The following is a 26317-nucleotide window of genomic DNA, read 5'->3' on the forward strand; positions in this document are numbered from 1 at the left end:
AGGCGCAAAGTAAAACAGATTACGCGAAAAGTAGATTCTCTTACGCCCCTATCATAGTTGAATTCCGCCTGATCCTGAAAGGTCGGACAATTTCACATAGAGTTCTCGGATTCGCCTCGTCATCGTCTGGTGACGGAATTGGTCGGTAAATCGGCTCTGCCCTACCCTTCCCATTCGATCTCTCATTTTCGCATCGCTAGCCAATTGGGTCATGGCCGCCGATAATTTCGCGATATCACCGGGTGGAACCAGGAAACCTGTTTCGTCTGAAATCGCCACTTCACGGGCCCCGTCGACGTCATAGCTGACAACCGGACGACCCGCGATTAACGCTTGCGGTAGAGCTCGAGCGAGTCCCTCGCGGTAGGATGTATGAACGAGTGCATCCATGGCCCCGATCATTGCCGGTACCTCGCTTGGCGGCACAAGTCCTGAAAATAGGAAATGATCTTTCAGTCCTAGCGACTCGATCCGCTCGGTCAACGGTTGACGCAAAATACCATCGCCTACCAACAGGAAACGCACTTTGGGAACTTGCCGAACCACGTCGACCGCCGCCGAGACCAAGTCGTCGTGACCTTTGAGATGAAACAGTCTCGCGATCTTTCCAATGACGACATGCTCTGGCTTTAGCCCGAACTGTTCTCGCACACGTTGGCGATGTTTGTCTGCCGCCAAGAACGGATCGACATCCATTCCGCTATAGATCGTCGTGAATTTTTCCGGTGGTGCGACTCCCGCATTCACCATTAAATCGGTCATCGCATCCGCGACGCAAATCATGTGATGGCATCGTTTCGCTGCCCATCGTTCGCAACTTCGAAACAAACTTCTCGCGACTGCCGATTGATAGGGATGAAACGGTGCGCCGTGGACGCTGTGAACGACCACGGGTACCTTTTCGTTCCAGGCAACGGCGCGGCCCAGGATTCCGCCTTTGGCGCTATGCGTATGAACTACATCTGGTTTGAAATCGCGAATCGTTTGTCGCAATTCCAAGCGAGCTTTCATGTCACGGATGGGGTGGATCGCTCGACGCAAATTGTCAAGCTTCAATATGGGAAGGTCCCCTGCTCTACCCTGGCCCAACAAATCGCCCTCCGGCCCAACCTCTGGTCCAGTGACCAATAAAACATCGTCCCCGTAGTCCCGCATCAAGTCTAAGCAATTTAGAAGCGTATTCTCTTGCGCGCCGCCAATGATCATTCGGGTGATGATGTGGCAAACACGCATGATGGACAGGTCCGTTTGGTTGGTTTCAAGAAGATGGCTTCAATGTGACGCAAGTGAACGCACAGAATAACGGATTCAGGTCCGCGAAGCACCGTGGCTAAACCGTGGAGGGAAACGATTGTCTATCAATCCAGCGACGAGGGTATGTTAGGTTGGGGAAATCCGCCGAGTAGGAAGGGTTCGTCCCGTTTGGCGTGTGTTTCACTTAGCTTAAACGTCTGGCGTTTTGGATCTGCTCAGACTACACGCGGCCAATAGCAGGCCGTAACCGGCGATGCCGCCAATTAGATACGGAGGAATGTCTTGCCATGCGAACTCGCTCCCCAGCAGTGCGGCTCCGAACTTCGTCGCCCTGAATTTCAGTAACCATGCCGGTTTCCAAAGTTGCAGGATTTCGAGCAAGCACGTTAACGCCGTCGCCGTGACGCAAATGGCAACAACACGGCGGCGGTAGGGAAAGAAAACGAAACCAAACGTGATCCAGAAAACAACGTAGACGACGCCGCCACCATTGAGTCGCCACCAAACGGGCAAGTCGCTGCGCAACCAAGCGTAACCGAAACACAATGCGGTCAATGTGATGCATAGCAATGCGGCGACCGCGCGATTCACATCGGGTCGCAATGGAGTGTTTTGGCTAGGTTTGATGTTTCGCTATCCTTAGGGGCCAACGAAAAAAGGTGATCCCCATTGAGGATCACCTTTTGTTCGATCAAGAACTATGGAATTCACTCTTGCCAATTGTAGCGTGAAGTCCAGTGTTCGGTTTATGCACCAAATTCAATTCGTCTTGGACCGAGTTGTGATTGAAGACGGCCAACGATCGAGGTGTGCATCTGGCTGACTCGTGATTCAGACAAATCCAAGGTGGCTCCGATTTCCTTCATCGTCAATTCTTCGTAATAGTAGAGAATGATGATGAGTCGCTCGTTACGGTTGAGGCCTTTGGTGACCAAACGCATCAAGTCGTTCTTCTGGACACGAATGGTTGGGTCTTCACCCTTTTTGTCTTCAAGAATGTCTATCTCGCGGACATCTTTGTAGCTGTCCGTTTCGTACCATTTTTTGTTGAGTGAAACGACGCCAACCGCGTTGGCTTCGGTTTGCATCTTCTCGAGCTCAAGGAGCGAGATTTCCATCTTCTCCGAAAGCTCTTGATTGGTCGGAGCCCGGCCAAATCTTGTTTCAAGTTCTTTCTTTGCAACTGCAAGCTTGCTCGCTTTGCTGCGGACAAGTCGAGGGACCCAGTCCATCGTGCGAAGTTCGTCCAGCATTGCACCGCGAATCCGCGGAACACAATAGGTTTCGAACTTAACGCCACGCTCCATGTCGTAAGCGTCAATTGCGTCCATCAGACCGAAGATACCAGCACTGATAAGATCGTCGAGTTCAACGCCATCAGGTAGACGTTGCCAAATTCGTTCGCCGTTGTAACGAACTAAGGGCATATACCGTTCGACCAACCGATTGCGTAAGTCTTCGTAATCCGGCGAGTCCTTGGTGATCTGCTTGAAATCTATCCAAACTTGCAGGATCTCTTCGTCGGTTGTGACTGTGGCTGCCATCCAATCCTCCGTGACCAAAAAATGGAGTGGACTCACCTCATGCGAGTCCACAATGTGGACGATAGATACCATCAGAGCGAAATGCTTTGAGTGCAATCCATCGACGCTTCGTTAAAAAACCAGGACGGTTTGGTTTTATGGGCATCCGTGCCTACAAAGCCAAAACCGTCATGGTGACCCTCCGAAGAACGTTAATTGAACATCCATGTTCATGGCTCTTCGGACGGCTTGTTCTCTAATAAACCTGCCTCAGCAACTCCTTGTCGGTACCAATCGACTCTGCGTCGAAAAGCGACCTCGACGGCGTCGCGAACCAAGTAATCTGCGATCCATCCGGCAACCCATCCAATCGCGGCAAACACAATCAGAGCGACGATCGCTTCGATTGCAACCTGATCGGCAAACTCGCCGAATAGAGTTCCTCGTACGACAACCAAAGCCATTGCAAGAGCACCCAGGCATAATGCGAAGCTTCGTGTCACCGTCCAAATCGTCCTGTACAATCAAAGTTGTGGGAAACCGAATCCTTTGTTTTCTAACCTGCTTTTAACTGTCAAAGCAGTGCAACATGTATCTTTTGCAAACGATTGAAGTCGGTTTGGAAAGATGCGTGTTGCCTCCGTATCTGTATCGGTCATCGAGTGGATGAACCTGAATTTTCTTTTCAAAAAATCTTTTTGTTTGTGATTGTCCGTTGTTCGTCTTGGGGAGAATGGGCGCAATTGTTCTGGCTCCCCTACCCTGCTCCGCGCTACGCGGCTTCCATCTGGTTTGTTACAAACGATCCCGGCAATAGTCGTGACAATAGCGGCTCCGCTGATGCCACTTGAATGTCATCCGGCACTTGTTGTCCGTTAGTCAAGTAGCTCAGTGGTATCCCCGCGAAATCGTCTGATGCCGTAATTGCGGACAACACGCCTGCGGTGCTGGTCGCTTCATCTAGTTTTGTCAAAATTGCTGCTGTCGGATGAGCCGGGGCAAATCCCTTTAACACGGATTGGATTGTCGAGGAGCTGCTGGTAGCGGCCATTACTAAATGCGTTTCATCTGGTTGAGCCATTCGCAGCAATTCAACTAATTGGTCAATTCTTGCGTCGCTCGAAGGACTTCGCCCCGCAGTATCAAGCAGGACTAAATCAACATCGCCAAGACGTTCAATCGCCGGTTGCATCTGCGAGGGATTCTCGACCACCTCCATCGGCAAGTCCATGATTTCAGCATACGCTTCGAGTTGCTGTACCGCCGCAATTCGGAAGGTGTCAATGGTGACCAAACCGACTCGGCGACGCTCTTGTATGCGGAAACCCGCCGCCAGTTTTGCGATCGTTGTTGTTTTACCGACGCCGGTTGGCCCGACCAAGGCGACAATGTGTTTCGCGCCAGGTTGAGTCCGAATCGGTCCGCCAATTCGAAGCTCACGAGCGATCGAGCGTTGAAGATGATCCATCCAAGGTTCGTTGATCGAATCGCCAAGGCCTACGGTAAAGCTTTCTGTTGACTTCAACCAACGAAGTGCGGTTTTCGGAGAGACTCCGGCATCGATCAATTGCTCGCGGAATCCTTCGAACGGTCCGGGGAACGTCGGTTCGGCTTGCATGTAACCGCTGCGAATCGGCACCGTCACGGGAACCTCTGCATCCGCTTGCGGTATCGAATCATCCGGCGTCTTTGCGTCATCGACACCGCGAAGTCCAGCGGTCACTTCCACATAAGTACGTCCTAGCCATCCCATCCATCCATCGCGGACTTGGCGAGTGTGCAGCACCGATGCGTCCGTACCCATTTGATTGCGGATTTCTTCCAGGGCGTCTTGGAGGCTAGCGGCACGGAATGTGCGAATATGCATGATTGTGAATCACGTCGCGTTGGAGATTGGAATGTTATTCAGGTGGTGGCTTCAAGCCTCCACAATCGACTCTTGACGGTTTGAGTTCGCCACTAAACTAGGTTACTGATCACTGATGACTCCATAGGATTCGATTTTTGTGTCTTGCGTGACTTCGTTGTAGGACAATACTCGCAGCCGAGGCATCGAAGCGGACGTCATCTGTCGAAGCCCAGGACGAATCCGCGGACTGACGAGCAACACCGGTGGATAACCAGCTGTAATTAACTTCTTAACGCCTTCTTGGATCTTTTCGCAAGTGAGGTCTACCGCTTGGGGACTCATTCTTACAAAAAGTCCTCTTTCGCTGTGCTCAATCCCAGCCGCGATGCGATCTTCCATCGCAGGATCAAGTGCAAGCACATGTAACCGGCTGTGTTCATCGCGGTACCGAGTGCTAATGGTTCGTGCCAAACGGTGGCGAACGTATTCGCAAAGCCAAACGGGATCCTTCGTGCGAGAAGCGAAGTCACCGAGTGTTTCCAGTATGATGCCTAATTGACGAATCGGAACGTCTTCGCGAAGGAGCATTTGTAGCACCTGCTGCACCTCGCTCACCTTCATTGCTCCGGGGATCAACTCGTCGACTACGGTAGGGGAAACTTCTTTTAGTTCATCAATCAGATGCTTCGTCGCATCACGCGACAGAAGTTCGTCCGCATGCCGTTTGGCTATTTCTTGTAGATGGGTTGCGAGTACCGCCCCAGGTTCGACTGTCGTGTAACCATAGATTGCTGCTTGCTCGCGACGCATCGGGTCGATCCAGACCGCTGGTTCATTGAACGTTGGGTCGCGAGTCGGTTCGCCATCGATCACGGCGGTGGTTTGGCCATTGTCGATCGCCAACAATTTGTCGGGTCGCGCTATCGCCCGAGCGACCGTGTTTCCGGCAATCCGGACCTCGTATTCGCAGTCCTCTAGGCTCATTTCATCCCGCACTCGCACTTTCGGTAGCACGATGCCAATGTCTGCGGCGATTGAATTGCGGACGCCCGTGATTCGCTGCATGAGGTCGCCGCCACGCGACGGATCCGCGAGACTCAAAAGGCCCAAACCGATCGTCATTTCCATCGGGTCAATCGTGAGGAAATCTTCCACGCGTTTTTCCGGTGGTGCTTCGGCAGCCGCTTTTTCCGCCGTTTCACGATCGTTACTGGCTGCAATGTCTTTCGTTTGTTGACGGTTCATTGCGACCGCTAAGCCAATGCACGCAGTCCCGAGTGTAAACATCGGGATGGTTGGCAAATTGGTCACAATCAACAGCAGTAAAAAGCAACCGGCAACCGCCAACGCTTTGGGGTTACCAAAGAGTTGCTGCAAAAACTCGACTGGCAAGTTTGTTTTTTGAGTGCTTCGCGTTACTAGCAAGCCAGCTGCAAGTGATATCAAAAGCGCCGGAACTTGACTGACCAATCCGTCACCAATCGTTAGTTTGGTGAACAGTGCACCCGCTTCGGATAGCGTCATGCCCGCTTGGACGATCCCGATATAGAGCCCACCCATCACGTTGACCATCGTGATCACAATCCCAGCGATAGCATCACCACGAACGAACTTACTCGCACCATCCATCGCCCCGTAGAAGTCGGCTTGTGAGCTGACTTGTTCGCGACGTTCGGTCGCTTCCTGTTCGGTGATCGCACCCGCATTGAAATCGGCATCGATCGCCATTTGTCGGCCTGGCATACCGTCCAACGCAAAGCGAGCTGCGACCTCACTGATTCGTGTCGCACCTTTGGTGATCACAATAAATTGGATCAACACAATAATGACAAAGATAATAATGCCGACTTCAATTCGGTCGCCTGCGACGAAATCGCCGAAACTTCGGATGACCCCCCCAGCTGCGTCCATCCCGAGTGTGTCGGCACCGGTCAAAATCAAACGCGTTGTTGCGATGTTCAGGACCAATCGGGCAAGCGTCGTTGCTAAAAGTAGCGAGGGAAAAACGCTGAATTCTTGAGGTGTCGAAACATAAACGGTCGTCAAAAGGATGATCACACCGATCGTAATGTTCATCGCCAAAAACAAATCCATTAGGATTGCTGGCAATGGAATCAAGATCACAACCAGACAGCCGATTATGCCAATCGGCAGGATCAGATCACGATATCGGAGTAACAACGACTGCACAAAACACCTTTGTACTAAACAAAAAGCGACTCGTTCGCTTCAACTCGTCGAAGGTACAAAAAACACGACGACAGAGTCCAGAGAAGATTACATGCGTTGATAGCAATAGAAGCGACACCTCTCCCAACCCGGCGAGGTGACCTACTCGATCCACTCACCGCCATCGCGGGTGAGCATCTTTTGCAATTTCACTTCATCGATGAGGTCCATCATCATTTCAACGGAGCCGTCTGCTTTGAGAATGATCAGTGGCATATTATCGATGGGCTCCACCGTGGTGTTCGTCAAGTCCTCGGGTTTCGTCCAAGGCACGTTTTTCTTAGTCGTCAAGATCAAGGCGGTGTTTGAAGTGCCGTCGGTGAAATCCGCGAACGAATGGCCCGTGACACCGAGACCACCGTGTTTGGTCGCAATCCCAACGAAGTTCGTTTCACCTTTGCTTTGTTCGGAGGACGCGTATGGGGACCGATAAACTTCTGGCATTTTGTCCAGCAGCGTTAGGTTGTGTTCACTATCCCATGGCTCATCGAATCGATACTGCTCAAACAGTTCTTGATTCTCAATAAATGGCAATATTGCGACTCGCCAACTAAATGGATACGCAGCATCACCGTTGATGCCACGCTTTCCTTCGCGGACGTTTTGACTACCAGGGAGTTTTCGATAGGCATCGTGAAAGTTATAGAACGCAATGCCGATTTGCTTGATTGAATTAAGTGTCTCTACAATCGATATTGACCGAGTCTTAGCCTTCACGGTCTGAGCAACTTCATCCAACGGCAACGCTTGGTAGCGAACCAGATCGTTCAAAACGGTAGCCCACGGTTGCCCAAGCTTATCAACTAGCTTTGGCAGATCTTGCGAGGATCGTGGTACGTCACCGATACGTCGCATGATGAGGTTGGGGAGATCTCCTTGATCATTGAAATCGCGTGGACGTATCTCGCCATTCTTGAATCCAAGTCGGACCTTTCCGTCGGATTCAAAACCATAGATGCCGAGTACTGTTTCTGATATCGGAAACCGGATCTCCATATCAATCTCACCAGGAAGCCAAGTTGTGTCTAGTGAAATGGTTCCAAACGACAACAAACCGACTTTTGAATCTGAAAAGTAATAAATCCGTTTACGATCAATGACGACTAATGGCGACTGAGTTGCGTTGACGTTGCTTGCGACTTCACCAACCCAAACACCTTGAAGGCGATCGAGTTCATTCGATTCAATCGTTGCAGTTGATGGTTTTTGCGGATCAACCAAACCTCCATGGATACTTTGCATGATGGAACGAGTCTCTTCCTCGGAGAAATCTCCGAAGAGTCTCGCTTTCCCAATGATCTCTGACAGAATGTTCGGTGCCGCGCGAATGGTACCGTCGACGACAACCGCAAGCGGATGATTCAAGTTACTGCGAGTGAGCATTTGAAATTTCTGTGCCAAAACATCATCGAACTCAAACTCAAGAACTGGCTGTCGTGATTGCACATCAAACGTCGATTGGACCACCGTGACATGTTCTTTGAGATCCGCCCATTCGATCCGGTGCAACGCTGACCCCGATGCCAATCCGTACCGCTTTCCGTTGTACTGGTGCGCAATCGGAGCCGGTACATCTTTGGGCAACTGGATCCAAATACCAGCATCCGTCGTCACGACTTTATCGTTCTTAGGGTCCGAACTTATTTGGCCATGTAAGAGAGATTTCGCCGCAGATAATTCGGCATTGGATACTTCATCTGAGTTCAGCAAGACAATAAAAACCAGTGGATCGTCGGGCAGAATCGTGCCATCGCCAACTTCCACCGCTGGAGCTAGCGCCGAACTGGCACGTTCTTGCGCAGCCCCCCTGCCCTGCCCCGGTGTCTCCGCAATCGTCACTTGACTTCCCGCCGGTGCATTGATTTGTGCCTTTGTTCCATCGGGATACTCAATCGTGATGGTGATTCCCATGATGATGCCGACGATTAGCCCCAATAGCCCCGCAGCAACGGCGACCCAGATTGGTACTCGGCGGTTTCTCGATGGTTGGGTTTGTGTGATTCGAGGTGGAACTGGTGCCGGAACGTATTTCGTCTGGCCAAGTCGCTGCAAATCATTGCCAGACGTAAATGGAGCCAAACGCTCGGCGATTTCTATCGGTGTTTGCGGTCGCTTTTTGGGATCCTTTTGCAACATTGAATCGACCAGTGACGCGAGTTCTTTGGGGGCGTCTGGCAACCATTGTTTTAAGCGTGGCGCAGGAGTCGATACGTGTGCGGTCATTTTCGCGAAGGGTGTTTCGTGGTCCTCGTCTGCAAAGGGAGCACTGCCGGTGAGTAGTTTCATTAGTGTGCATCCAAGCGAATAGATATCTGCGTGGATATCGACGCTACGGCTATCGGTCACTTGTTCGGGTGCGATATAGTCGGCCGTGCCCATCGTTTGCCCAGTACCCGTGATCTCGGGATGATCGGGATCGCCATACTCGAAGCGGGCCAATCCCAGGTCCAACAGCTTCACTTCACCCGATCGACTGAGCATGATGTTCGACGGTTTTATGTCGCGGTGTACGAACCCTTGGCTGTCGGTGTACGCCAATGCGATGGCGACTTGGCGAACGACTTCGCAGGCATCGGCGATCCGAAGAGGTCCGGTGCTTTGAACCAATTGGCCTAAATCTAATCCGTCGATGAATTCGGTGACCAGTACTGCGGTCCCTTCGATCTCGCGAGCGTCATGCGCGGTGACAATGTTGGGATGACTCAATTGTCCGACGGCTCGCATCTCGGCTTCAAACCGCTGTCGCATGCGCGGGTCGGACAGCCGATGCGTCGCCAGCACCTTTAACGCGACTTCGCGGCCAAGCTTGGTATGCCGTGCCAAATAGACACTGCCCATTCCACCACGACCAAGCGGCCGAACGACTTCGTATTCACCAATTTCATGCCGCAGTTCGCTCGTATTGCCCAGTACGCCCAAAGCTTTCGCAACTGCGACTTGGCAACCAAGTTCTTCACCGAATTGAGTCAAAGGATCTGGTTGACGCAAGCCGGTGATCAATGAATCTTCGCCATCGTCGATCGTCTCAAGTTCGGATGTACATGCTTCGCAGTCTCGAACATGCATGAAAATCGCATCGCTGTCACTCTCGGGAAGTCTCCCGGTAGCATACGCTCGCAATTTCTGTATCGGTGGGCACTGGGGAGGTGTCACTGTCATCATTGCATTCTCCTGGGAAGTGAGACACATTGTAAGGTAAGCAGCAGGGCGTTCCCATCGTTAGGAACTCTTTGCGAGTCCCCCCAACAACGAGATAAACGCAAACGTCTGACATCATTTTGCAGAATCCTCCATTTCCCTCCGATCGACCGGAGCATCCGACGCTATCCTCGGATTGGCTCACCCTTACGCAGCAAATGGACCCGGATGCTTGGAGCCGATTAGCGACGACGTTTGGGCCGATCGTTTACAAGTGGTGCCGAGTGTCTAATGTGCCGATGTCCGATGCGGCGGACGTTGTTCAAGACGTGTTTGCATCGGTTGCACGCGGTATCAGTGATTTTGAGCGTCAAAAACAAGAGGGCAGTTTTCGCAGTTGGCTAGCGACGATCACTCGCAATCGCACTGCGGATTACTTTCGACGTGCTGCCAAAGCACAAGCGGCGATAGGCGGAACGGACGCCATGTTGGCAATGCAGCGACATGCCGAATCACTCGAATCAACGATCAGCGAAGCGAGTGTCGAAGCGGCGATTTCGCATCAATTGCTGCAGCAAGTTCGGGCCGAGTTCGAGACTGCGACATGGGACGCGTTCTGGCTAACGACGATCGAGGAAAAATCTGCCAGCGAAGCAGCTGAGATCACCGGTCTATCCCGAGCAAGCGTCTACCAAGCCAAATCCCGCATCCTGAGAAGATTGCGGCAACGATTGGAAACGTAAACGCAGTTCCGGCATCAGGAGTAATCGATCCGGCTTTCTCGCTTCATGCCGGAATTTTTGTTGGTCGCTTGCGGCCTACGGGGTCAACCAATCAAGGGCGTTGACCAGCAGTTTTGGCAACACATCGCCGGCGAAGTCATCTTTGTGACCGAGCGATGTGTAGAATGATTTTCCGCCATCGGCTCGCGTGAAGGTCCACGCAATTGGTTCACTCCCCTGCCCTTCCACTTTGCCATCCATCAAAACGGTTGTGCCTTCGGCAATGGGAGAGACGACATAGAGCGATCCAGTCGACGTGAAAGACTTGTCGGTATCGATGTTTTTGAGCAGTATATTGCTAACTTCACCGGCGTCTCGACAGGTAACCGTCGTTACCAAATCATTGCCGTAGTGATTTGTGTAGCTACCGCCAAAGACATCATGGTCCCATGACGTCCATTGATGGTAACCATCGGGCGGGTTCCCCGTTCGCAAACAAAATGCATGGTTTGCCGTTCGAATCCCAACGACTGGTTTTCCCGAGGCCACGTGACGTCGAATCGTATCAAGTTGTGTTTTGGGCAATGTCCGCCTGCGAACGCTAATCACAACAACGTCTGCGTCGTCAACTTGCTCGATACCAACAAACCGGTTCCGATCCGCCGGGTCTTCGAACACGAACGACACATCAAAATCCTGCTCAAGCGATTGCTTTGCAAACGCAGGTAGCGTCTGATGCGTTTCGTACTCCCGCTCGGCAATTAGCATGACAATTCGCGGTTTCGATTCGTCTGCATGCACCGAAAGCGACCCGAAAGACGTGATCAAGCAAACGAGGATTGCGAGCAGTTTCATGGTGGGATTTTCCGGTGGCTTGGACGCTGCAGATTGCTAGGAGTCAGCTTACTCGCTGGGTTCCAAGTTACGACAGCCAACTTGGCATTTCACCAACTTGCGGCAAGTCGATTGTTTTCACTCGTGTGACGGCTTCGATATTCTCGATTTCTGCTAAAGCTTTTGCCGGGATTTCCCCATCGATGCTGAGCACACCAATCGAAGGGCCGCCCGGTGCGTTGCCTTCGCGTCCGACTGCCATTTGGGCGATGTTGACCGAGTGATTGCCAAAGACGGTCCCAACGCGTCCGATGATTCCCGGCACATCTTGGTGAGCGAAAATGAACAACTTGCCATCGAGGAACGATTCCAAGCGGTAGCCATCAAGCATGATTAGTCGCGGCATGTTTTGGCCCAAGACGGCTCCACCGGCGGTGACTGTTCGACCACCACCCGATACCTTGACTGTGATGCTCGAAGAAAACGCTCCCTTGTCGCGGTGCTTTTCTTCGGACAGTTCAATGCCTCGTTCGCGGACCAACATTTCCGAATTGATGATGTTTGCGTCGTCGACAATTCGTTCGAGTAAACCGGCACAGAACGCATTGTTCACAACACGAGTGTCTTTCGAAGCAATCTCGCCACGGTAGTTGATCGAGACGTGGTCGATCCCTCCGCCGTGCCATTGGGCAGCTAACAACCCGATGCGATGCGCCACGTTTAGGTAACCACGAAGCTCATCGAGCGTCTTGGGATCGAGCGAGGCGACGTTGACACTGTGACGAATTTCGCCAGTTTTGAGATAATTGATCAGCAGATGAATCCCTTCGACGGCAACTTGCGTTTGCGCTTCCTCGGTGCTGGCTCCCAAGTGGGGTGTGCAAACAACGTTAGGCATGCCGAACAATGGATTGTCGGTGCAAGGTTCCTTTTCATAAACGTCCAACGCAACGCCGCCAAGCTTGCCGCTTTCGAGTCCTTCGACCAGTGCATCGATGTCGTAAATTCCACCCCGTGCGGCGTTGATGACGCGAAGTCCTGGTTTCACTTTTTCAAGTTGGGCATGACTGATTAAGCCTTTCGTTTCAGGCGTCAACGGAGTATGCACGGTTAAATAATCGATTTGCGGCAGCATCTCGTCGACCGTTGCAACTCGCTTGACTCCGATTGCCGAAGCTTGCTCGTCGGTTAAGAAGGGGTCGAACGCAATCACATTCATTTCGAACGCGATCGCACGCGCAGCAACCTCACGGCCGATACGTCCCATACCTACAATACCGAGCGTTTTTCCGAGGACTTGCGTCCCCATGAACTTTTTGCGGTCCCAACGTCCTTCGACCAAACCTTGGTTTGCCGCGGGGATATTGCGGCTCATCGCAAGCATCAATGCAAAGGCATGTTCGGCGGTGCTGACCGTGTTGCCCGCGGGGGTGTTCATCACGACGATTCCGCGTCGCGTCGAAGCCGACTTGTCGATGTTGTCCGTTCCAACCCCTGCGCGAACCAGTGCACGCATGCGTGTGTTGCCTTCGAGCGACTCCGCCGTGATTTTGACACCACTTCGCAGGATTGCGCCGTCAAACTCGTTGAGTGCGGTGCGGAGGTCTTCACCTGACAAGCCCGTACGAACTTCGTACTCAATGTTAGGTTCCGCGCTGAGAATGTCGATGCCTTCTTGGGCGATGTCGTCAAGAACAAGGATACGGTGCATGGTAAAATCGTTTATAGAGATGGCGGGTGATGGTTGTTTGGGGAACGCTTAGCCGTTCTTACTTGCAAAGTCTTTCATGAAGCTGGCTAACGCTTCAGCCCCCTCGAGAGGCATCGCATTGTAAATGCTGGCACGAATACCGCCGACGCTGCGGTGGCCCTTTAGCGAAGCCAAGTCCTGCGAGGCCGCTTCTTTCACGAACCTTCCAAGTAGTTCGTCGTTCGGCAAATTGAAGGTGACATTCATCTTGGATCGGCAATCGGGCTTTGCGTGCCCTTTGTAAAAATTGCTGTTCGCATCGATTACTTCGTAAACCAACTTTGCTTTCTGTTCATTGACCGCTTGCATTGCGGCGAGTCCCCCGATGTCATCGGTAAGCCAGCGAGCGACTTTTCCCAATGCCCAGACTGCAAATGTCGGAGGCGTATTCCACATCGAATCACCATCGGCATGATTCTTGTAGGTCATGTAACCAGGTAGATTCGCGGGGGCGTGATCGAGCAAATCCCGCCGAATGATGACCACCGTTACACCGGCCGGGCCAGCATTCTTTTGAGCACAGGCGTAAATGATTCCATACTTGTTGATATCTAACGGCCGCGAAAGTAAATCGCTCGACGCGTCACAGACAAGAGGAACGCTTGTGGGGCACGATGGCGCTTGGGCAAACTGGACGCCTTGGATCGTTTCGTTGCTACAGTAATACAAATAGGCCGCGTCATCGCGAACCTTGTAATCCCCGGGGCTAGGCACGTGATCAAAGTTCGATTCTTTGGCGTCGTAAATCGACTCGATGTTGCCTTCCTTCTTGGCTTCGCCAATCGCTTTTTTGCCCCACGAACCAGTGACGATGTACTGAGCGGTCTTGTCGTTTCCGCGAATCAAGTTAGCGGGAATCATCGAGAATTGCAGCGCCGCACCGCCTTGCAAAAATAGCACTGCGTAGTCGTCGCTAATTCCGTAGAGCGAACGAATCGAATTCTCGGCACCGTGCAAGATGTCCGTGAAAACTTGACCGCGATGGCTCAGTTCCATCAGGGAAGCGCCTGCGCCCGGGAGGCAGAGCAACTCTTCCTGAAGTTCTTTGAGCACCGAAACGGGCATCGCAGCAGGCCCTGCAGAGAAATTGTAGACGCGGCTGCTGATAGCGGTGGGATCAGTCGCTGAGGCACTCATCGTTTGCGCTCTTTCCTTCGTGATTTTGCCTGCCAAGCGCCGCGACGCGTTGCTTGGCGTTTGGGAAACGGTTTGTAAGCCGGAATTCTATGCTTAGTGGATTAAGTACGAAAGGTTGGCTCAATTGAATGTTCCAGTGGAAACCGACATAGCGGCTGTTGGAAGCGATTGGTTCATCGTGCGGGTTCTCTGCAAAAAATGGCACCACTGAACCAATCAAGGGAATTATGTGAAATCAACACTGCAAGAGAAAATGCAGTGTTGACAAACGACTACGCATGTAATCCAATAGGTTTTGGAAGTGGCGTCCACTTCCACTTACAACGGAAAGCTTCACCCAATGACCAAATCCGAATCTCCTAGCCTATCCCCCGCTGAGTGGGAGGTCATGAAAGTCCTTTGGGAATCCGGCCCTGCGGCTGCGCGTGACGTGTTCGCCCAAATGCCCGCTGAAAAAAAGTGGGCCTATAAAACGGTCAAGACGCTGTTGTCGCGATTGGTCGCAAAGGAAGCGGTCGAGTATGACCAAATCGGCAATTCCTATCTGTACCGAGCCGCCGTCGATCGTGATGCGGCCACTCGCAGGGAAGTTCGTGGTGTGATCGAGCGATTAGTAACCGAAGCGACGTCACCATTGATCGCCCATTTCATCGAAGAAGCGAGTCTAAGTGAAGATGAGATCCAGGAACTGCGCCGCAGGCTCGATCAAAAAGAAAGAGGCAAAGGATGATCCACGCGACCAACGATTTGGCCGGAGATTGGTTCAAGTGGCTTGTTTCATCGAGTTGGCAAGTGGGACTTTTTGTCGTCTTGGTCGCTTGCTTATGCCTTGTGCTAAAGAAAGGTTCTCCTCGACTTCGCCACGGACTATGGCTGCTGGCTCTCTTGAAAATGTTTTTGCCGCCGAGTCTTTCCGTAGTCACCGGCATCGGCCATTGGCTGATGCCTGATATTGCAGCTCGAGAAGCAGGTGCCACAGTGATGCTTGGTGCAGTCATGACGGGGATACCGCAAACTGCAGCAGATCTTCACAACATGCAAATGCCTCAGGGGCTTTCGGGTGCTGCACAATGGATGCTGATTTGGTCGATTGGCGTTCTGGCTTTCTTTGTGTTTGTGTTGCTTCGCTATCGCAAGGCCACCGAGGCCATGCGAAGCAACATTAGCATCGACGAAGGGCCGCTACGGATCGCACTCGAAAAATCAGCGATTAAACTCGGCTTGCTGCACCTGCCCGACCTATACGTGACCGACACGATCACTAGCCCCCTGCTGTTTGGAATCCTTCGACCGTCGATCGTGTTGCCGCGAACGCTGACCAGCACAGCATCCGAAACGGAGCTGATGGCTGCATTGAGCCATGAGTTAACGCATTTTCGTCGTCGTGATGTTTGGGTGGGGTGGCTGCAAATCGTCGCTCAAGGATTGTTCTGGTTTCATCCTTTGGTTTGGTGGGCAAACCGACGCATACGAGATTCGAGAGAGGAGTGTTGCGACGAAGCGGTTTTGAGTGATGCAGGCGTCACACCGGCACACTATGGCGAAGCAATGATGCGAGTGTTGACATCTTCCAAGGCGAAGTCATTGGCCGGTGCCACTTTCTTGGGTGTTTTTGAACGAGGTACAAATCTACAAAATCGATTGGAGCAAATCATGAACTACGAAACGAAACGATCATTCGGATGGGCATCGAAAGCATTGTTACTTGTTGTCGCGACGGTGCTGTTGCCCATGGCACCGGGGGCTACGGGACGATTGGGTGCAGAGGACGTGGCAGCAACAAACAAGGCTAGCACTGGACAAGCACCAAAGCTTGTCACATCGACGCCTGCGATTGGCCAAACCGACGTCAAAGTCTCGCTCGATGAAATCCGCGTGACCTTTGATCGCGATATGGGCAAAGGGATGAGTTGGACAGGCGGCCCACCGCTTTTTCCGCCAGTCGACAAATCGCGAAAGGCACAATGGATCGATCGTCGAACTTGCGCTTTGCCAGTGAAATTTGAGCGAGGTAAGTTTTATCGGTTGGGGATCAACGCGAGGTCGTTTCAGAACTTTCGTTCAAGTGATGGAGTACCGGTGGAACCAATCGACTTCTACTTTGTTACCGAAGATGCATCCAAGGACGTGCTTGCGATGGCGGAAAAACCGAAGGTCGTCGAGTTGTCCCCTGCCAACGATGGTACCGACGTCGATCCAAAAACTAGGTCCGTCAGCGTGACCTTCAACATTCCGATGAGCGCGGGCATGTCATGGACAGGTGGCGGAGCGAATTTCCCAACGATCCCCGCAGGACGATCAGCGAAGTGGTCCAAGGACAGAAAGACCTGTACGCTTCCCGTCGAGTTAGCTCCCAAGCGAAAGTATCGACTCGGGCTGAACAGCAAGAGCTTCAGGAATTTTCAAAGCGAACACGGAATCTCGCTTGATCCGGTGGTCTATGAGTTTGAAACGAAATAGACGGATAGGTGTGGGCGAACGGTTGGGTCGGATGCGTTCTACTTTCCCTGTGGCTATGATTCGGTATTGATATTCACGAAACCGAATCACCCCCAGTTGCTCGCATGGCTTATTATCAACACCAATTCGATCGCGTCGAAGATTATTTGCATCACCGGTCACCCTACTTGATGGTCGATACAATCGAGTCCATCAGCGAGAATGCGATCGTAGCGGAAAAGCATGTCAAGGGAGACGAGTTTTTCTTCGCCGGTCATTTCCCAGGGGCACCGATTGTTCCCGGCGCGATGATGCAGGAGATGACGACTCAAAGTGCCGGTATTTTGATCGCGGCAAAGTTCAATCCGATGGCAACGTTCGACACGCATGATCCGTACGCGAACGAGTACGCCCTCGGCGTTTTGGTGAAGGTGAAACACGCACGCTACCGTGGTTTTGCTCGACCAGGCGATTCACTAATGATCGAAGTCCAGCTTGCCGAGAAGATTGGCGAAGTGTTTGAGTTCACGGGGAAAGTGATCTCGGCCGGCAAGACAATTTCAGAAAACCGTTTCCAATTGACCAACATCTTGTCAACGACGCTGCGCGGGTGAACGCTCGGCGTTATTATCAACTCATGATCGGAGGCTCGGACAACTTGCGTTAGACAGCGTCCGCCATAGCAGCCAATTGGACGGTCGCCCTGCCATGCTCTTTTTCTAAATATTCGCGGCCGAATTTGACATTCACGTGGTCCCACGGCAATTTTGACATGACTTCGTAATTCTCGTGGACTTGGCGGTCGATATCGATCCCCGCGTCCTCGATTGCTTGCCACCAACGTTGTGGGTCAAGGTATTCGGTCCAACCGTCCATTCGCGCACCGCGTTCCCACGCCAATCGAATCGCTTTGCCGGTACGACGGTCGCCACGGCTCAGGACGCCTTCGAGCAAACTGGTTTCGATATTGTGACACTTCACCGTGACGCTGCGGATTCGACACCGACTTCGCAAATACTTGTGGGCCCATCGGAAATAGTCCCGCGTTTGCATTCCATTCCACTGATACGGCGTATGCGCCTTGGGCACGAAATTGGAAACGCTAGCGGTTACTTTCGCGTAGCGTCCCTTCACTTCTTTGCCAACTTTCGCGATATCTTCCGCCAAATCGATAATGCCGTCCAAGTCGATCGGACGTTCGCCCGGTAACCCGCACATGAAGTAAAGCTTTACCGAGTCAAAATTGTTTTCAAACGCCGCGCGGCAGCCTTCGATTAGATCGCTGTTCTTGATCTTTTTGCGAATTTGCTCACGCATGTCATCACGAGCCACCTCCGGTGCAAGCGTCAGTGAGCTACGGCGAGCGGTGCCGATCAATTGTGGCAAGCTGCGCAATTGATCGTTTACTCGCAAGCTTGGCACGCTAATGTTGACGCCAAGTGGTTTGAAAACGTCGTGCAGGCGATGGACCAAAGGCTCGAAGTGTGGGTAGTCACTACTGGATAACGACAAGATGCTAATTTCGTTGAAACCTGTGTTGCGGTAACTTTCCAACGCACCTTCAACAATGGTTTCGACTTCGCGGATGCGCAGTGGGCGTTTGATGACGGTGCTTTGGCAGAACCGACAAAGGTGTGGACAACCTCGCATGATTTCCACTGCGATTCGGTCATGAACACATTCGATGTAGGGCACAATCGGCGAGGTAGGGATTGGGATGCCATCGAGGTCACTGATCACGCTCGGGGCGATCGTTTCGGGAACATCGTCCCGCGTGCGGACCAAGGCCGAGACGCGGTCGTCGGTGTACTCGGGTTGGTAGAACCGCGGAACGTAAGCATATGGCAGCGTCTTTGCAATTTCGGCCAACGCTTCAGTTCGCTCGCTGCGTCCTTCGTCGCCGCTGGCGAAAGTGCCATCATCGCGACGATAGCGATCACGGAGATCGAGCCACAGATCGCAAATCACCGGTAGCGAGGGTTCGCCATCGCCGGTGACCATGACGTCAAAGTAGTCGGCCATCGGTTCGGGGTTTTGGCAACACGGGCCACCCGCGAGTACAAGCGGATCGGCCATCGTTCGGTTTTCGGATTCAAGCGGAATGCCGCCCAGGTCGATCATCGTCAACACGTTCGGCGAGCTGATTTCGTATTGTAGGCTCAAACCGACAACGTCAAATTCCGATAACCCCGTGAAAGTCTCGAGCGAGTAGAGCGGGATTTCGTGTTTGCGAAGTAACTCTTCCATGTCGGGCCAAGGCATGAAAACGCGTTCGGCACACAGGTCGTCGCGGCGATTGATTAGCGAGTACAGTACCTGCAATCCATGGTGGCTCATTCCGATCGTATAGGCATCAGGAAACCCTAGGCAAATCTTGCCTCGCAGCGTGCTGTGATCTTTTACGACGATATTCCGTTCGCCACCGGCGTATTGGGCAGGCGTCTGCACATGCGGCCAAATGCAGGACTCGAGCAGGCGTCGTCGGCTATGATGGATCATTCGCTTGGAATCTTTCGGAGAAAAGAGGAGTGCTGGGGCAAATCGTCTCAGGAAGCTAAAGTGTGGTCGCTAATAGGGGGTTCTGGCAAGGCAAAGAACGAAAAACATCGAATTTTTGAAGATAGCAAACCAACAGGAGATAACGTGAGCGAGTTTGAGACAGTCGGCAAAGTGACTGATTTTGAAGAGGGACAAGGACTAGCGGTTCCCTATGACGGGCGGATGGTTGCGGTTTTTCGCCAGGGAGACGAGTGGTACGCAATCGACGATTTGTGCCCCCACATGGGAGCATCATTGGCCGAAGGCTTCGTCGACCCCGAGGATAACACCGTCACTTGCCCGTGGCACGCATGGCGGTTTTGCATTCGTGATGGAACGTGGACCGACAACCCGCGAACCAAAGTCGATTGCTTCGAAGTCCGCGTCGTCGGCGACGAAGTACAAGTTCGCGAGAAAGCGTAGTTGGAGCGATCATGTCGGTAGCGTTCTTCCTTGACGCATTGGGTGAAAACAACGCAACCATCCGCGACGTCCACTGTCGAATTCACAATCGATGGCCTCAATCGACTTGATTGAAGCAGAGTTGCGACAATGTCACGTGCTACCGAAGACCATGTCGATGTCCTTTTTGCCCTGATTGGCGCCTCTATGATTGGTGCCGCTATAAAGCGACTTAAATCTCAAAGCTACCGTTGACCGGTAGGACGATCGGAGTTGCGGATGTTTCTCCGGTGACTCGGCTTGCCCAATCGTCGGGGTCTTGTTCGATGGGGGGCCAAGTGTTGTAGTGAGTCGGCAAAACAGCAGCCGGTTCGATCAATTTGATCGCTCGGATACTATCATCGATTCCCATCGTAAACAGATCGCCAATTGGAACGATGGCGACATCGACCTTGTGCGCGTACAAACGCATATCGCTAAAAATCGCCGTGTCACATGCAAAATAAATGCGTTTGTTTTCGATTGTCAGTAGAAAGCCGGCGGGGCTGCCACCGTACGATCCATCGGGCAATTGGCTACTGTGGTGCGCCGGAATCATCTGGACCGTACCAAACGGGAACTCCGCTGAACCGCCAAGGTTCATCCCGTAGGTTGCCTTTACATGTTGTGTATCGGTGAACCAATTCGCGATTTCAAACGAGGAAATGACGGTTGCGCCGCTATGTTTTGCCACCGATGCTGCGTCGGCAACATGATCAAAATGGCCGTGCGAGATCAAGATGTAGCTGACACTGTTGAAATCTTTTGAAGTAACCGTCGCAGTCGGATTGTCGTTAAAAAAGGGATCAAGGAGAATCTTGTGCGTTTCGGTTTCAATCAGCCAACTGCTGTGAGAAAGCCATGTGAGTTTCGTCATTTTTCAGCCTCGGAGGGATAAAGGTGGGAAGCCCTTATTGTACCGAATTATCGGAGGGCTAGAAGCTCTAGAAGGTTACGCCACGAAGTCTGGCAATTTCCATTGCATCCTTGTCGCCTCGGCCTGAAAGGCACACGACCAAATGTTGGTCGGGTTTCATCTCTGCTGCGATTGTCATTGCTTTCGCTACGGCATGACTCGATTCGAGTGCTGCGATGATGCCTTCTGTGCGAGCGAGTTGGTCGAATGCTTGCATCGCCGCGTCGTCACCGCAGTCGATGTAGTCGACTCGTCCGGTCGCCATCCAATAGCTGTGTTCGGGCCCCACACCGGGGTAGTCCAATCCTGCACTCATCGAGTGAACATCGCACGTTTGCCCATCTTCGTCTTGCATCACATAGCTATAGCTTCCGTGCAGGACTCCGGGGTCTCCGAACGATAATGGCGACGCGTGATCGCCCGGAGCGTTGCCGCGGCCGCCTGCTTCGACACCGACCATTCGCACACCGTCGTCTTCGACGAACGGGTAAAACATCCCTGCTGCATTGCTGCCACCGCCAACGCAAGCGACGATACAATCGGGCAATCGATCAAATGTGTCGCGGCATTGCTCTCGCGTTTCTCGACCAATGATCGCTTGGAAATCGCGGACCATCATTGGGAACGGATGAGGCCCGATCACGCTGCCGATGATGTAATGAGTATTCTCGACCGAAGACATCCAATCTCGCATCGCTTCGTTGACGGCATCGCGAAGTGTTTTTGAGCCACTTTCAACAGCACAGATTTCTGCACCGAGCAGCTTCATGCTAAAGACATTTGGTTTCTGGCGGCGAATGTCTTCGCTGCCCATATAGACAGTGCAAGGCAACCCGAAATGGGCGCATGCCGTCGCACTGGCTACACCGTGTTGGCCCGCACCGGTTTCCGCGATCACGCGAGTCTTGCCCATCCGCAGAGTAAGCAGGGCTTGGCCGAGCGTGTTGTTGATCTTGTGAGCACCGGTATGGTTGAGGTCTTCGCGTTTAAGCCAAATTTGGGCTCCGCCGACTGAGTTCGACAATCGCTTGGCGTGGTACAACGGACTAGGGCGACCGACGAAGGTTTTCAAAAGTCCCGCAAGCTCGCGTTGAAATTCCGGGTCTTTTTTGGCCCGATCGTACTCGTCGGCCAATTGGTCGAGGGCCCGAGTTAGCGTTTCAGGGACAAAACGTCCCCCAAAATCGCCAAATCGGCCCTGAGAATCGGGGACCGAGGCGGAAGCGTGAGGACGTGCTGAAGCGGAACTCATGAAGTGGACTCGAAGACGTAGCGAAACTCGCAGAGAGTTTCGGGGGACTGGAAGTTGTCATGGGCAGAAGCCTCTGCGACTTCCGCTACGATAAGTAATCTGTGAATTGAATTGTCGCCCGCAGTCAATCGATGGTCAATGAGGAACCCCGAGTGCCCGAACTACCCGAAGTGGAAACGATGCGACGCGGCATTTTGCCAATTGTCGGAAGCCGGATCGAATCCGCGGTTCGTCCGCCATGCAGCCGAAGACCAATCCTGCTGACGCCTCGCATTGACACGTTCAACCGACGACTTCAGGGTAAAAAAATCGTCGATATCGGACGCCGCGGTAAACGAGTGATGGTCGAAATCGAAGATTCGCTAACGATCGTGATTGAACCACGAATGACCGGATTGGTGCTACTTTCCGATCCGCCAACCCGCGACCATTTGCGTTTACGAATTGAGCTGAGCGGCGGCGATAACGAACAATTACTCTTTTGGGACCGTCGTGGCCTCGGTACGGTTCGCTTGCTTTCTGCAAAAGAAGTCAAATCCAATATCGACGACAAATTGGGCACCGATGCGCTCGAAATCACCGCAGACGAACTTCGAAAGTGTCTCTGCAAGAGCATTCGAGCGATCAAGGTGGCACTCCTTGATCAATCGGACGTCGCGGGAATCGGGAATATCTATGCCGCGGAAATCCTATTTCGGTCGGGTGTCGACCCGCGAACACGCTGTAACCGGTTGGCACGCAACCAGTGGCGGCGGATAACGACGGAAATGCACGCGGTCCTAAACGAGGCCATTTTCTACGAAGGCAGTACGCTGAGCGACGGTACTTACCGCAACGCGATCAACGGCGAAGGGAGCTTCCAGGCTCACCACTCGGTATACGACCGAGAGGGGAAACCATGTCGTCGATGTGGCGAAGGAAAAATTCGGCGAATTGTCCAAACTCAACGAAGCACGTTTTTTTGCCCGGTTTGCCAAAGAAAAACAGGAATCCACCGTTCCTTGCTGGGAAGCTGGCGTTCGACGAGCTGGCCGGAGGCGATAGAATAGGGGGACTAAAGCATCCCGTTGGTGTTCAGCCTTTAGGCGTTCAAGGCGTCGGGTTCGATTGAAAGCTCGCGTCGGGTTCGATTGAAAGCTCGCGTCGGGTTCGATTGAAAGCTCGATGCGGTTAGAGCCGGAACTGCAACAACGTCACGAAGCACTTTCGTCGCAGATGAGAGTCACATTTTAGAATTGCCGAGCCGACGCAAACAGCAAAACCTTATGAAACAAAATCTATCTCGCCGTGACTGGCTTCGCAATGCAACGATCCTGTCGATGGGCGGCGCAGCGTCCTTATCCGCTCGCACGGCATCCGCTGCTCGCGACCCTCGTTGGAACGAAGCGATCACCAAGGGACTTAATTGGCTCAGTCGCACGCAATCTTCACGCGGTCAATGGAACACGCAAGCCTATCCCACGGCACTCGCCGCGCTGGCGGGAACTGCGCTGATCGCCAACGGTAGCACGACAACGCAAGGGCCTTACGCAAAAGAGATCGCCAGGGCAGCCGATTACTTGATCAGCAAGAGCCGCAATAACGGCTTGATTGGTGATCCGCAAATCGACCCTCGCTACACTTACGGGCACGGCTTTTCGATGTTGATGCTTTCGCAAGTGCTCGGCGAAGAAGGGCTACTCGATCGACGTCAAGAATTGGTCGAAGTGTTAACCAAGGCGGTCGAGTTCAGTGGCAGCGCACAAACTGCTGCCGGCGGTTGGGGCTATGTCTCGGCTCGCGAAGGAAATGACTTCGACGAGGGCTCAACCACGATCACGCAGGTCCAAGGGCTTCGCGGTTGTCGTAATGCGGGAATCCCCGTTAGCGGTGAAGTCATTGAACGAGCAAAACAATATATTTACGAGTGTAAAAACCCTGATGGTGGAATCAGTTACAGCAGTCGCCAGAAGGGAAGTAGCAGGCCAGCGATCACTGCGGCAGCGCTCGCGGCGCTCTACAACGCAGGCGACTACGACAGTACGCACGTTCCCGAGATGTTGGCTTATGCGAAAGAGTCATTGCACGATATCAGCGATTCGACTCGAGCGTTCGGCCATTGGCACTACACGTACTTGTATTACAGCCAAGTCGTTTATCGCCAAGGTGACGAGCTTTGGGATGCATTTCGCAATCGGCTATACGATCGCATCGTTAGCGAACAGCGGCCTGATGGCTATTGGGAGGGCCAAATTCATCCGGTCTACGTTACCGCATGCAACTTGATTATGCTGCAACTTGACCACGGTTATCTGCCGATCTATCAGAGATGAACAAATCCGGTTATGAGCACTTAACCAATCGTTCTCGGCATCGTTTCATGCATTTGCAGGTGAATCATGTCGTGGTAATGGCCACCTCGTGTGAGTAGTTCCTCGTGTGTCCCGACATCCGTGATGCGGCCATCTTCGAGGACCACGATCTTGTCGGCTCCCACAATCGTACTGAGCCGATGGGCGATCACGAAAGCAGTCCGATCCTTGAGCAACTCCGCCAAACTGTTTTGGATCAATCTTTCCGATTCGCTATCCAAATTGCTGGTCGCTTCATCGAGAATTAAAATTCGTGGGTCCGCAAGAATCGCACGCGCGATTGCCAATCGTTGCCGCTGACCACCGGAAAGTTTGACACCGCGTTCACCAATGATCGAATCGTATCCGAGCGGTAACGTTTGAATGAACTCATCCGCCGCAGCGGCTTCGGCTGCCGCGACGATCTGATCGTCGGTCGCGTTACGCCTGGCATAAGCAATGTTGTCGCGAATTGTCCCGTCGAACATGAAGACGTCCTGTTCGACGATGCCGAGCAATTTTCGGTAACTACTGAGCTTAATGTCTTTCAAGTCTCGCCCATCAATTTGAATGCTGCCCGTGTTGGGATCGTAGAACCGGGCGATCAAATTGGTCATCGTGGTTTTTCCAGCTCCGCTGCGTCCCACCAAGGCGACGGTTTCGCCTGCATTGACTTCCAAATCGATGTCATCAAGCACAACCGTTTCGGAACCTGGATAAGAAAACGACACGCCTTGGATTGAGACTGACCCGGCGACTTTCGCCTTGTTCAATTCAATCGCGCCGGGGCGACTTGGCAGTTCCTCTTCAACATCGAGGACGTCGAGCACTCGGTCGAGCCCCGCCAAATTATTCTGAAAACTAACAGCACTGCCGGCTAGTGTCGCTAGCGGATCGAGTAACATTGTTAAGTAAACCAGAAACATCATCAAATCGCCAAGCGTTAATTGCTGATGAATGATTTGGTAGCCACCGTACAGAAGTAGGACCGTCGAAGCCAGCGGAATGATCACTTCCCAAATGGTCTCGATGATTCGCGTCCACCACCATGTGAAGAGTTGTTGGCGGACTAAGTAGCTTCCCTCGTGAACAAAACGGGTCGATTCACTGCGGCTGCGCGCGAACGTACGGACGACACGAATCCCGCCGAACGTCTCGGTCGCTCCTGCATCAATGTGTTGTCGCTGGCTTCGAATGTCTTTGTAGAGCGGTCGAATTCGATTGATCCACGTGCGGTGTGTGACCCACACGACGGGCATGAGTAGTAACCCACCGACCATCAACCGCCAATCCACCAACATCAGAATAACGAGGCTGCCAACGAATTGGACGATCGCACGCCACGGATTGTAGATCATGCTAAAAATCAGATCTGCGATGCCACCTGCGTCTTCCCGAATCAAGCTGGCCACGCCACCGCTTTTCATGTCGTAGACATTTTGTAGCGGAAGATGAACCGCATGCTCGAAAACTCGCCGGCGGATACTGACTTGACTTTGGTTAACCGCTTTCGTGGCAAGCCAACGACTGCTTAGGCTCACTGCCGTTCCCAAAATCGTAACAAGGGTAACGATCAAGGCGATTGCCAACAGTAACGAAAAGGGATCCGTCGGCAAGCCGAAGCCAATCAACGCATCCGGCAACGGTTTGGGGGGATCGGTCAACGCAGAATCGATCGCCAGTTTTGTCCCAAAGGGAGGAATGAGCCGCAGTCCAATGCCGATCGTGAGCAGGGAAATGGCGGTCATGATTTGACCACGGTGGTTAGCTGTTAGCCGAAAGAACTCGCGAAATAGTTCCCAAAAACCGCGTTCTCGTGTGCCAAGCTTTTTGGCACTCGGGCCCGATGAACCGTGAAACGAACGCGTATCTCGCGGCGCGGACCCTTTGTTTCTGGCGAGAACTTTTTGGCGGTAGGAACGAAAACGACGACGGCTTGGCTCAGTAGACATACCATAGTGGTAG

At 52.7% G+C, this 26317-nt stretch carries 21 protein-coding genes; 7 read left to right on the forward strand and 14 right to left on the reverse strand.

Features of this window, described 5'->3' with window-relative positions; genetic code table 11:
- Nucleotides 1-51: 51 nt before the first annotated feature.
- The 7 genes from CA13_RS21110 to CA13_RS21140 all read right to left on the reverse strand — a co-directional run bounded on the left by CA13_RS21110 (nt 52) and on the right by CA13_RS21140 (nt 10017).
- The gene (locus tag CA13_RS21110; RefSeq protein ID WP_146399998.1) at nt 52-1233 is read right to left on the reverse strand and encodes a glycosyltransferase family 4 protein; all 1182 of its coding nucleotides are present in this window, start codon (nt 1231-1233) and stop codon (nt 52-54) included.
- Between the two features lie 210 nt (nt 1234-1443).
- A complete protein-coding gene (locus CA13_RS21115) occupies nt 1444-1857 on the reverse strand; it encodes a ribosomal maturation YjgA family protein (RefSeq protein ID WP_419194648.1) in 414 nt (137 codons plus the stop codon).
- Nucleotides 1858-2000: 143 nt separating this feature from the next.
- Nucleotides 2001-2798, reverse strand: coding sequence for a FliA/WhiG family RNA polymerase sigma factor (locus tag CA13_RS21120; protein WP_146403807.1), 798 nt, complete (start codon nt 2796-2798; stop codon nt 2001-2003).
- A gap of 209 nt (nt 2799-3007) precedes the next feature.
- The gene (locus tag CA13_RS21125) at nt 3008-3280 is read right to left on the reverse strand and encodes a hypothetical protein (protein WP_419194649.1); all 273 of its coding nucleotides are present in this window, start codon (nt 3278-3280) and stop codon (nt 3008-3010) included.
- Nucleotides 3281-3549: 269 nt separating this feature from the next.
- A complete protein-coding gene (locus CA13_RS21130; RefSeq protein WP_146400004.1) occupies nt 3550-4644 on the reverse strand; it encodes a flagellar biosynthesis protein FlhF in 1095 nt (364 codons plus the stop codon).
- A 102-nt stretch (nt 4645-4746) separates the two neighbouring features.
- Complete coding sequence (flhA, locus tag CA13_RS21135) at nt 4747-6816, reverse strand: flagellar biosynthesis protein FlhA (protein ID WP_146400006.1); 2070 nt, start codon at nt 6814-6816, stop codon at nt 4747-4749.
- A 141-nt stretch (nt 6817-6957) separates the two neighbouring features.
- Nucleotides 6958-10017, reverse strand: coding sequence for a protein kinase domain-containing protein (locus CA13_RS21140; protein ID WP_419194650.1), 3060 nt, complete (start codon nt 10015-10017; stop codon nt 6958-6960).
- Between the two features lie 116 nt (nt 10018-10133).
- Between CA13_RS21140 and CA13_RS21145 the strand changes: the two genes are divergently transcribed.
- Nucleotides 10134-10736, forward strand: a complete 603-nt coding sequence (locus tag CA13_RS21145) for an RNA polymerase sigma factor (protein WP_419194651.1) — start codon at nt 10134-10136, stop codon at nt 10734-10736.
- 75 nt (nt 10737-10811) lie between these two features.
- Here CA13_RS21145 and CA13_RS21150 read toward each other — a convergent pair whose 3' ends face one another.
- From CA13_RS21150 to serC, 3 genes are all read right to left on the reverse strand, one after another.
- Nucleotides 10812-11570, reverse strand: a complete 759-nt coding sequence (locus CA13_RS21150) for a ThuA domain-containing protein (protein ID WP_146400009.1) — start codon at nt 11568-11570, stop codon at nt 10812-10814.
- 67 nt (nt 11571-11637) lie between these two features.
- Entirely contained in the window at nt 11638-13260 is a 1623-nt protein-coding gene (gene serA, locus CA13_RS21155; protein ID WP_146400011.1) for a phosphoglycerate dehydrogenase, read from the reverse strand.
- 48 nt (nt 13261-13308) lie between these two features.
- Complete coding sequence (gene serC, locus CA13_RS21160; protein WP_146400013.1) at nt 13309-14436, reverse strand: 3-phosphoserine/phosphohydroxythreonine transaminase; 1128 nt, start codon at nt 14434-14436, stop codon at nt 13309-13311.
- Nucleotides 14437-14776: 340 nt separating this feature from the next.
- Here serC and CA13_RS21165 point away from each other — a divergent pair, with 340 nt between their 5' ends.
- The 3 genes from CA13_RS21165 (at nt 14777) to CA13_RS21175 (ending at nt 17489) form a co-directional block, all read left to right on the forward strand.
- Nucleotides 14777-15166 (forward strand): BlaI/MecI/CopY family transcriptional regulator, encoded by a 390-nt coding sequence (locus CA13_RS21165; RefSeq protein ID WP_146400015.1) that lies wholly within the window; start codon nt 14777-14779, stop codon nt 15164-15166.
- Nucleotides 15163-16896 carry a M56 family metallopeptidase gene (locus CA13_RS21170; RefSeq protein ID WP_146400017.1) on the forward strand — a complete coding sequence of 578 codons (1734 nt, stop codon included), beginning with the start codon at nt 15163-15165 and terminating at the stop codon, nt 16894-16896. The genes CA13_RS21165 and CA13_RS21170 overlap by 4 nt, the downstream gene beginning before the upstream one ends.
- Nucleotides 16897-17000: 104 nt before the next feature.
- A complete protein-coding gene (locus CA13_RS21175) occupies nt 17001-17489 on the forward strand; it encodes a 3-hydroxyacyl-ACP dehydratase FabZ family protein (protein WP_146400019.1) in 489 nt (162 codons plus the stop codon).
- A 49-nt stretch (nt 17490-17538) separates the two neighbouring features.
- Here the strand turns inward: CA13_RS21175 and CA13_RS21180 are convergent, their stop codons facing one another.
- A complete protein-coding gene (locus CA13_RS21180; RefSeq protein WP_146400021.1) occupies nt 17539-19374 on the reverse strand; it encodes a TIGR03960 family B12-binding radical SAM protein in 1836 nt (611 codons plus the stop codon).
- Nucleotides 19375-19518: 144 nt separating this feature from the next.
- Here CA13_RS21180 and nirD point away from each other — a divergent pair, with 144 nt between their 5' ends.
- The gene (gene nirD, locus CA13_RS21185; protein WP_146400023.1) at nt 19519-19836 is read left to right on the forward strand and encodes a nitrite reductase small subunit NirD; all 318 of its coding nucleotides are present in this window, start codon (nt 19519-19521) and stop codon (nt 19834-19836) included.
- Nucleotides 19837-20047: 211 nt separating this feature from the next.
- Here the strand turns inward: nirD and CA13_RS21190 are convergent, their stop codons facing one another.
- The gene (locus tag CA13_RS21190) at nt 20048-20731 is read right to left on the reverse strand and encodes a metal-dependent hydrolase (protein ID WP_146400025.1); all 684 of its coding nucleotides are present in this window, start codon (nt 20729-20731) and stop codon (nt 20048-20050) included.
- 67 nt (nt 20732-20798) lie between these two features.
- Entirely contained in the window at nt 20799-22022 is a 1224-nt protein-coding gene (gene trpB / locus CA13_RS21195) for a tryptophan synthase subunit beta (protein ID WP_146400027.1), read from the reverse strand.
- A 152-nt stretch (nt 22023-22174) separates the two neighbouring features.
- Between trpB and mutM the strand changes: the two genes are divergently transcribed.
- Both mutM and CA13_RS21205 read left to right on the forward strand, forming a co-directional pair.
- Nucleotides 22175-23071 carry a bifunctional DNA-formamidopyrimidine glycosylase/DNA-(apurinic or apyrimidinic site) lyase gene (mutM, locus tag CA13_RS21200; protein WP_146400029.1) on the forward strand — a complete coding sequence of 299 codons (897 nt, stop codon included), beginning with the start codon at nt 22175-22177 and terminating at the stop codon, nt 23069-23071.
- A gap of 216 nt (nt 23072-23287) precedes the next feature.
- On the forward strand, nt 23288-24334 hold the full coding sequence (locus tag CA13_RS21205; protein ID WP_146400031.1) for a prenyltransferase/squalene oxidase repeat-containing protein: 1047 nt from the start codon (nt 23288-23290) through the stop codon (nt 24332-24334).
- A 20-nt stretch (nt 24335-24354) separates the two neighbouring features.
- Here the strand turns inward: CA13_RS21205 and CA13_RS21210 are convergent, their stop codons facing one another.
- On the reverse strand, nt 24355-26304 hold the full coding sequence (locus CA13_RS21210; RefSeq protein WP_146400033.1) for an ABC transporter ATP-binding protein: 1950 nt from the start codon (nt 26302-26304) through the stop codon (nt 24355-24357).
- Nucleotides 26305-26317: the final 13 nt, after the last annotated feature.

Source organism: Novipirellula herctigrandis, assembly GCA_007859835.1.
In the GTDB taxonomy this organism is placed as follows: domain Bacteria; phylum Planctomycetota; class Planctomycetia; order Pirellulales; family Pirellulaceae; genus Novipirellula_A; species Novipirellula_A herctigrandis.

What these genes read in the sequence shown, in the direction of transcription:
- CA13_RS21110 (WP_146399998.1), bottom strand. Translation starts at nt 1,233, where the DNA reads ATGCGTGTTTGCCACATCATCACCCGAATGATCATTGGCGGCGCGCAA.
- CA13_RS21120 (WP_146403807.1), bottom strand. Translation starts at nt 2,798, where the DNA reads ATGGCAGCCACAGTCACAACCGACGAAGAGATCCTGCAAGTTTGGATA.
- CA13_RS21130 (WP_146400004.1), bottom strand. Translation starts at nt 4,644, where the DNA reads ATGCATATTCGCACATTCCGTGCCGCTAGCCTCCAAGACGCCCTGGAA.
- CA13_RS21140 (WP_419194650.1), bottom strand. Translation starts at nt 10,017, where the DNA reads ATGATGACAGTGACACCTCCCCAGTGCCCACCGATACAGAAATTGCGA.
- CA13_RS21150 (WP_146400009.1), bottom strand. Translation starts at nt 11,570, where the DNA reads ATGAAACTGCTCGCAATCCTCGTTTGCTTGATCACGTCTTTCGGGTCG.
- serA (WP_146400011.1), bottom strand. Translation starts at nt 13,260, where the DNA reads ATGCACCGTATCCTTGTTCTTGACGACATCGCCCAAGAAGGCATCGAC.
- serC (WP_146400013.1), bottom strand. Translation starts at nt 14,436, where the DNA reads ATGAGTGCCTCAGCGACTGATCCCACCGCTATCAGCAGCCGCGTCTAC.
- CA13_RS21165 (WP_146400015.1), top strand. Translation starts at nt 14,777, where the DNA reads ATGACCAAATCCGAATCTCCTAGCCTATCCCCCGCTGAGTGGGAGGTC.
- CA13_RS21170 (WP_146400017.1), top strand. Translation starts at nt 15,163, where the DNA reads ATGATCCACGCGACCAACGATTTGGCCGGAGATTGGTTCAAGTGGCTT.
- CA13_RS21175 (WP_146400019.1), top strand. Translation starts at nt 17,001, where the DNA reads ATGGCTTATTATCAACACCAATTCGATCGCGTCGAAGATTATTTGCAT.
- CA13_RS21180 (WP_146400021.1), bottom strand. Translation starts at nt 19,374, where the DNA reads ATGATCCATCATAGCCGACGACGCCTGCTCGAGTCCTGCATTTGGCCG.
- CA13_RS21190 (WP_146400025.1), bottom strand. Translation starts at nt 20,731, where the DNA reads ATGACGAAACTCACATGGCTTTCTCACAGCAGTTGGCTGATTGAAACC.
- trpB (WP_146400027.1), bottom strand. Translation starts at nt 22,022, where the DNA reads ATGAGTTCCGCTTCAGCACGTCCTCACGCTTCCGCCTCGGTCCCCGAT.
- CA13_RS21205 (WP_146400031.1), top strand. Translation starts at nt 23,288, where the DNA reads ATGAAACAAAATCTATCTCGCCGTGACTGGCTTCGCAATGCAACGATC.
- CA13_RS21210 (WP_146400033.1), bottom strand. Translation starts at nt 26,304, where the DNA reads ATGTCTACTGAGCCAAGCCGTCGTCGTTTTCGTTCCTACCGCCAAAAA.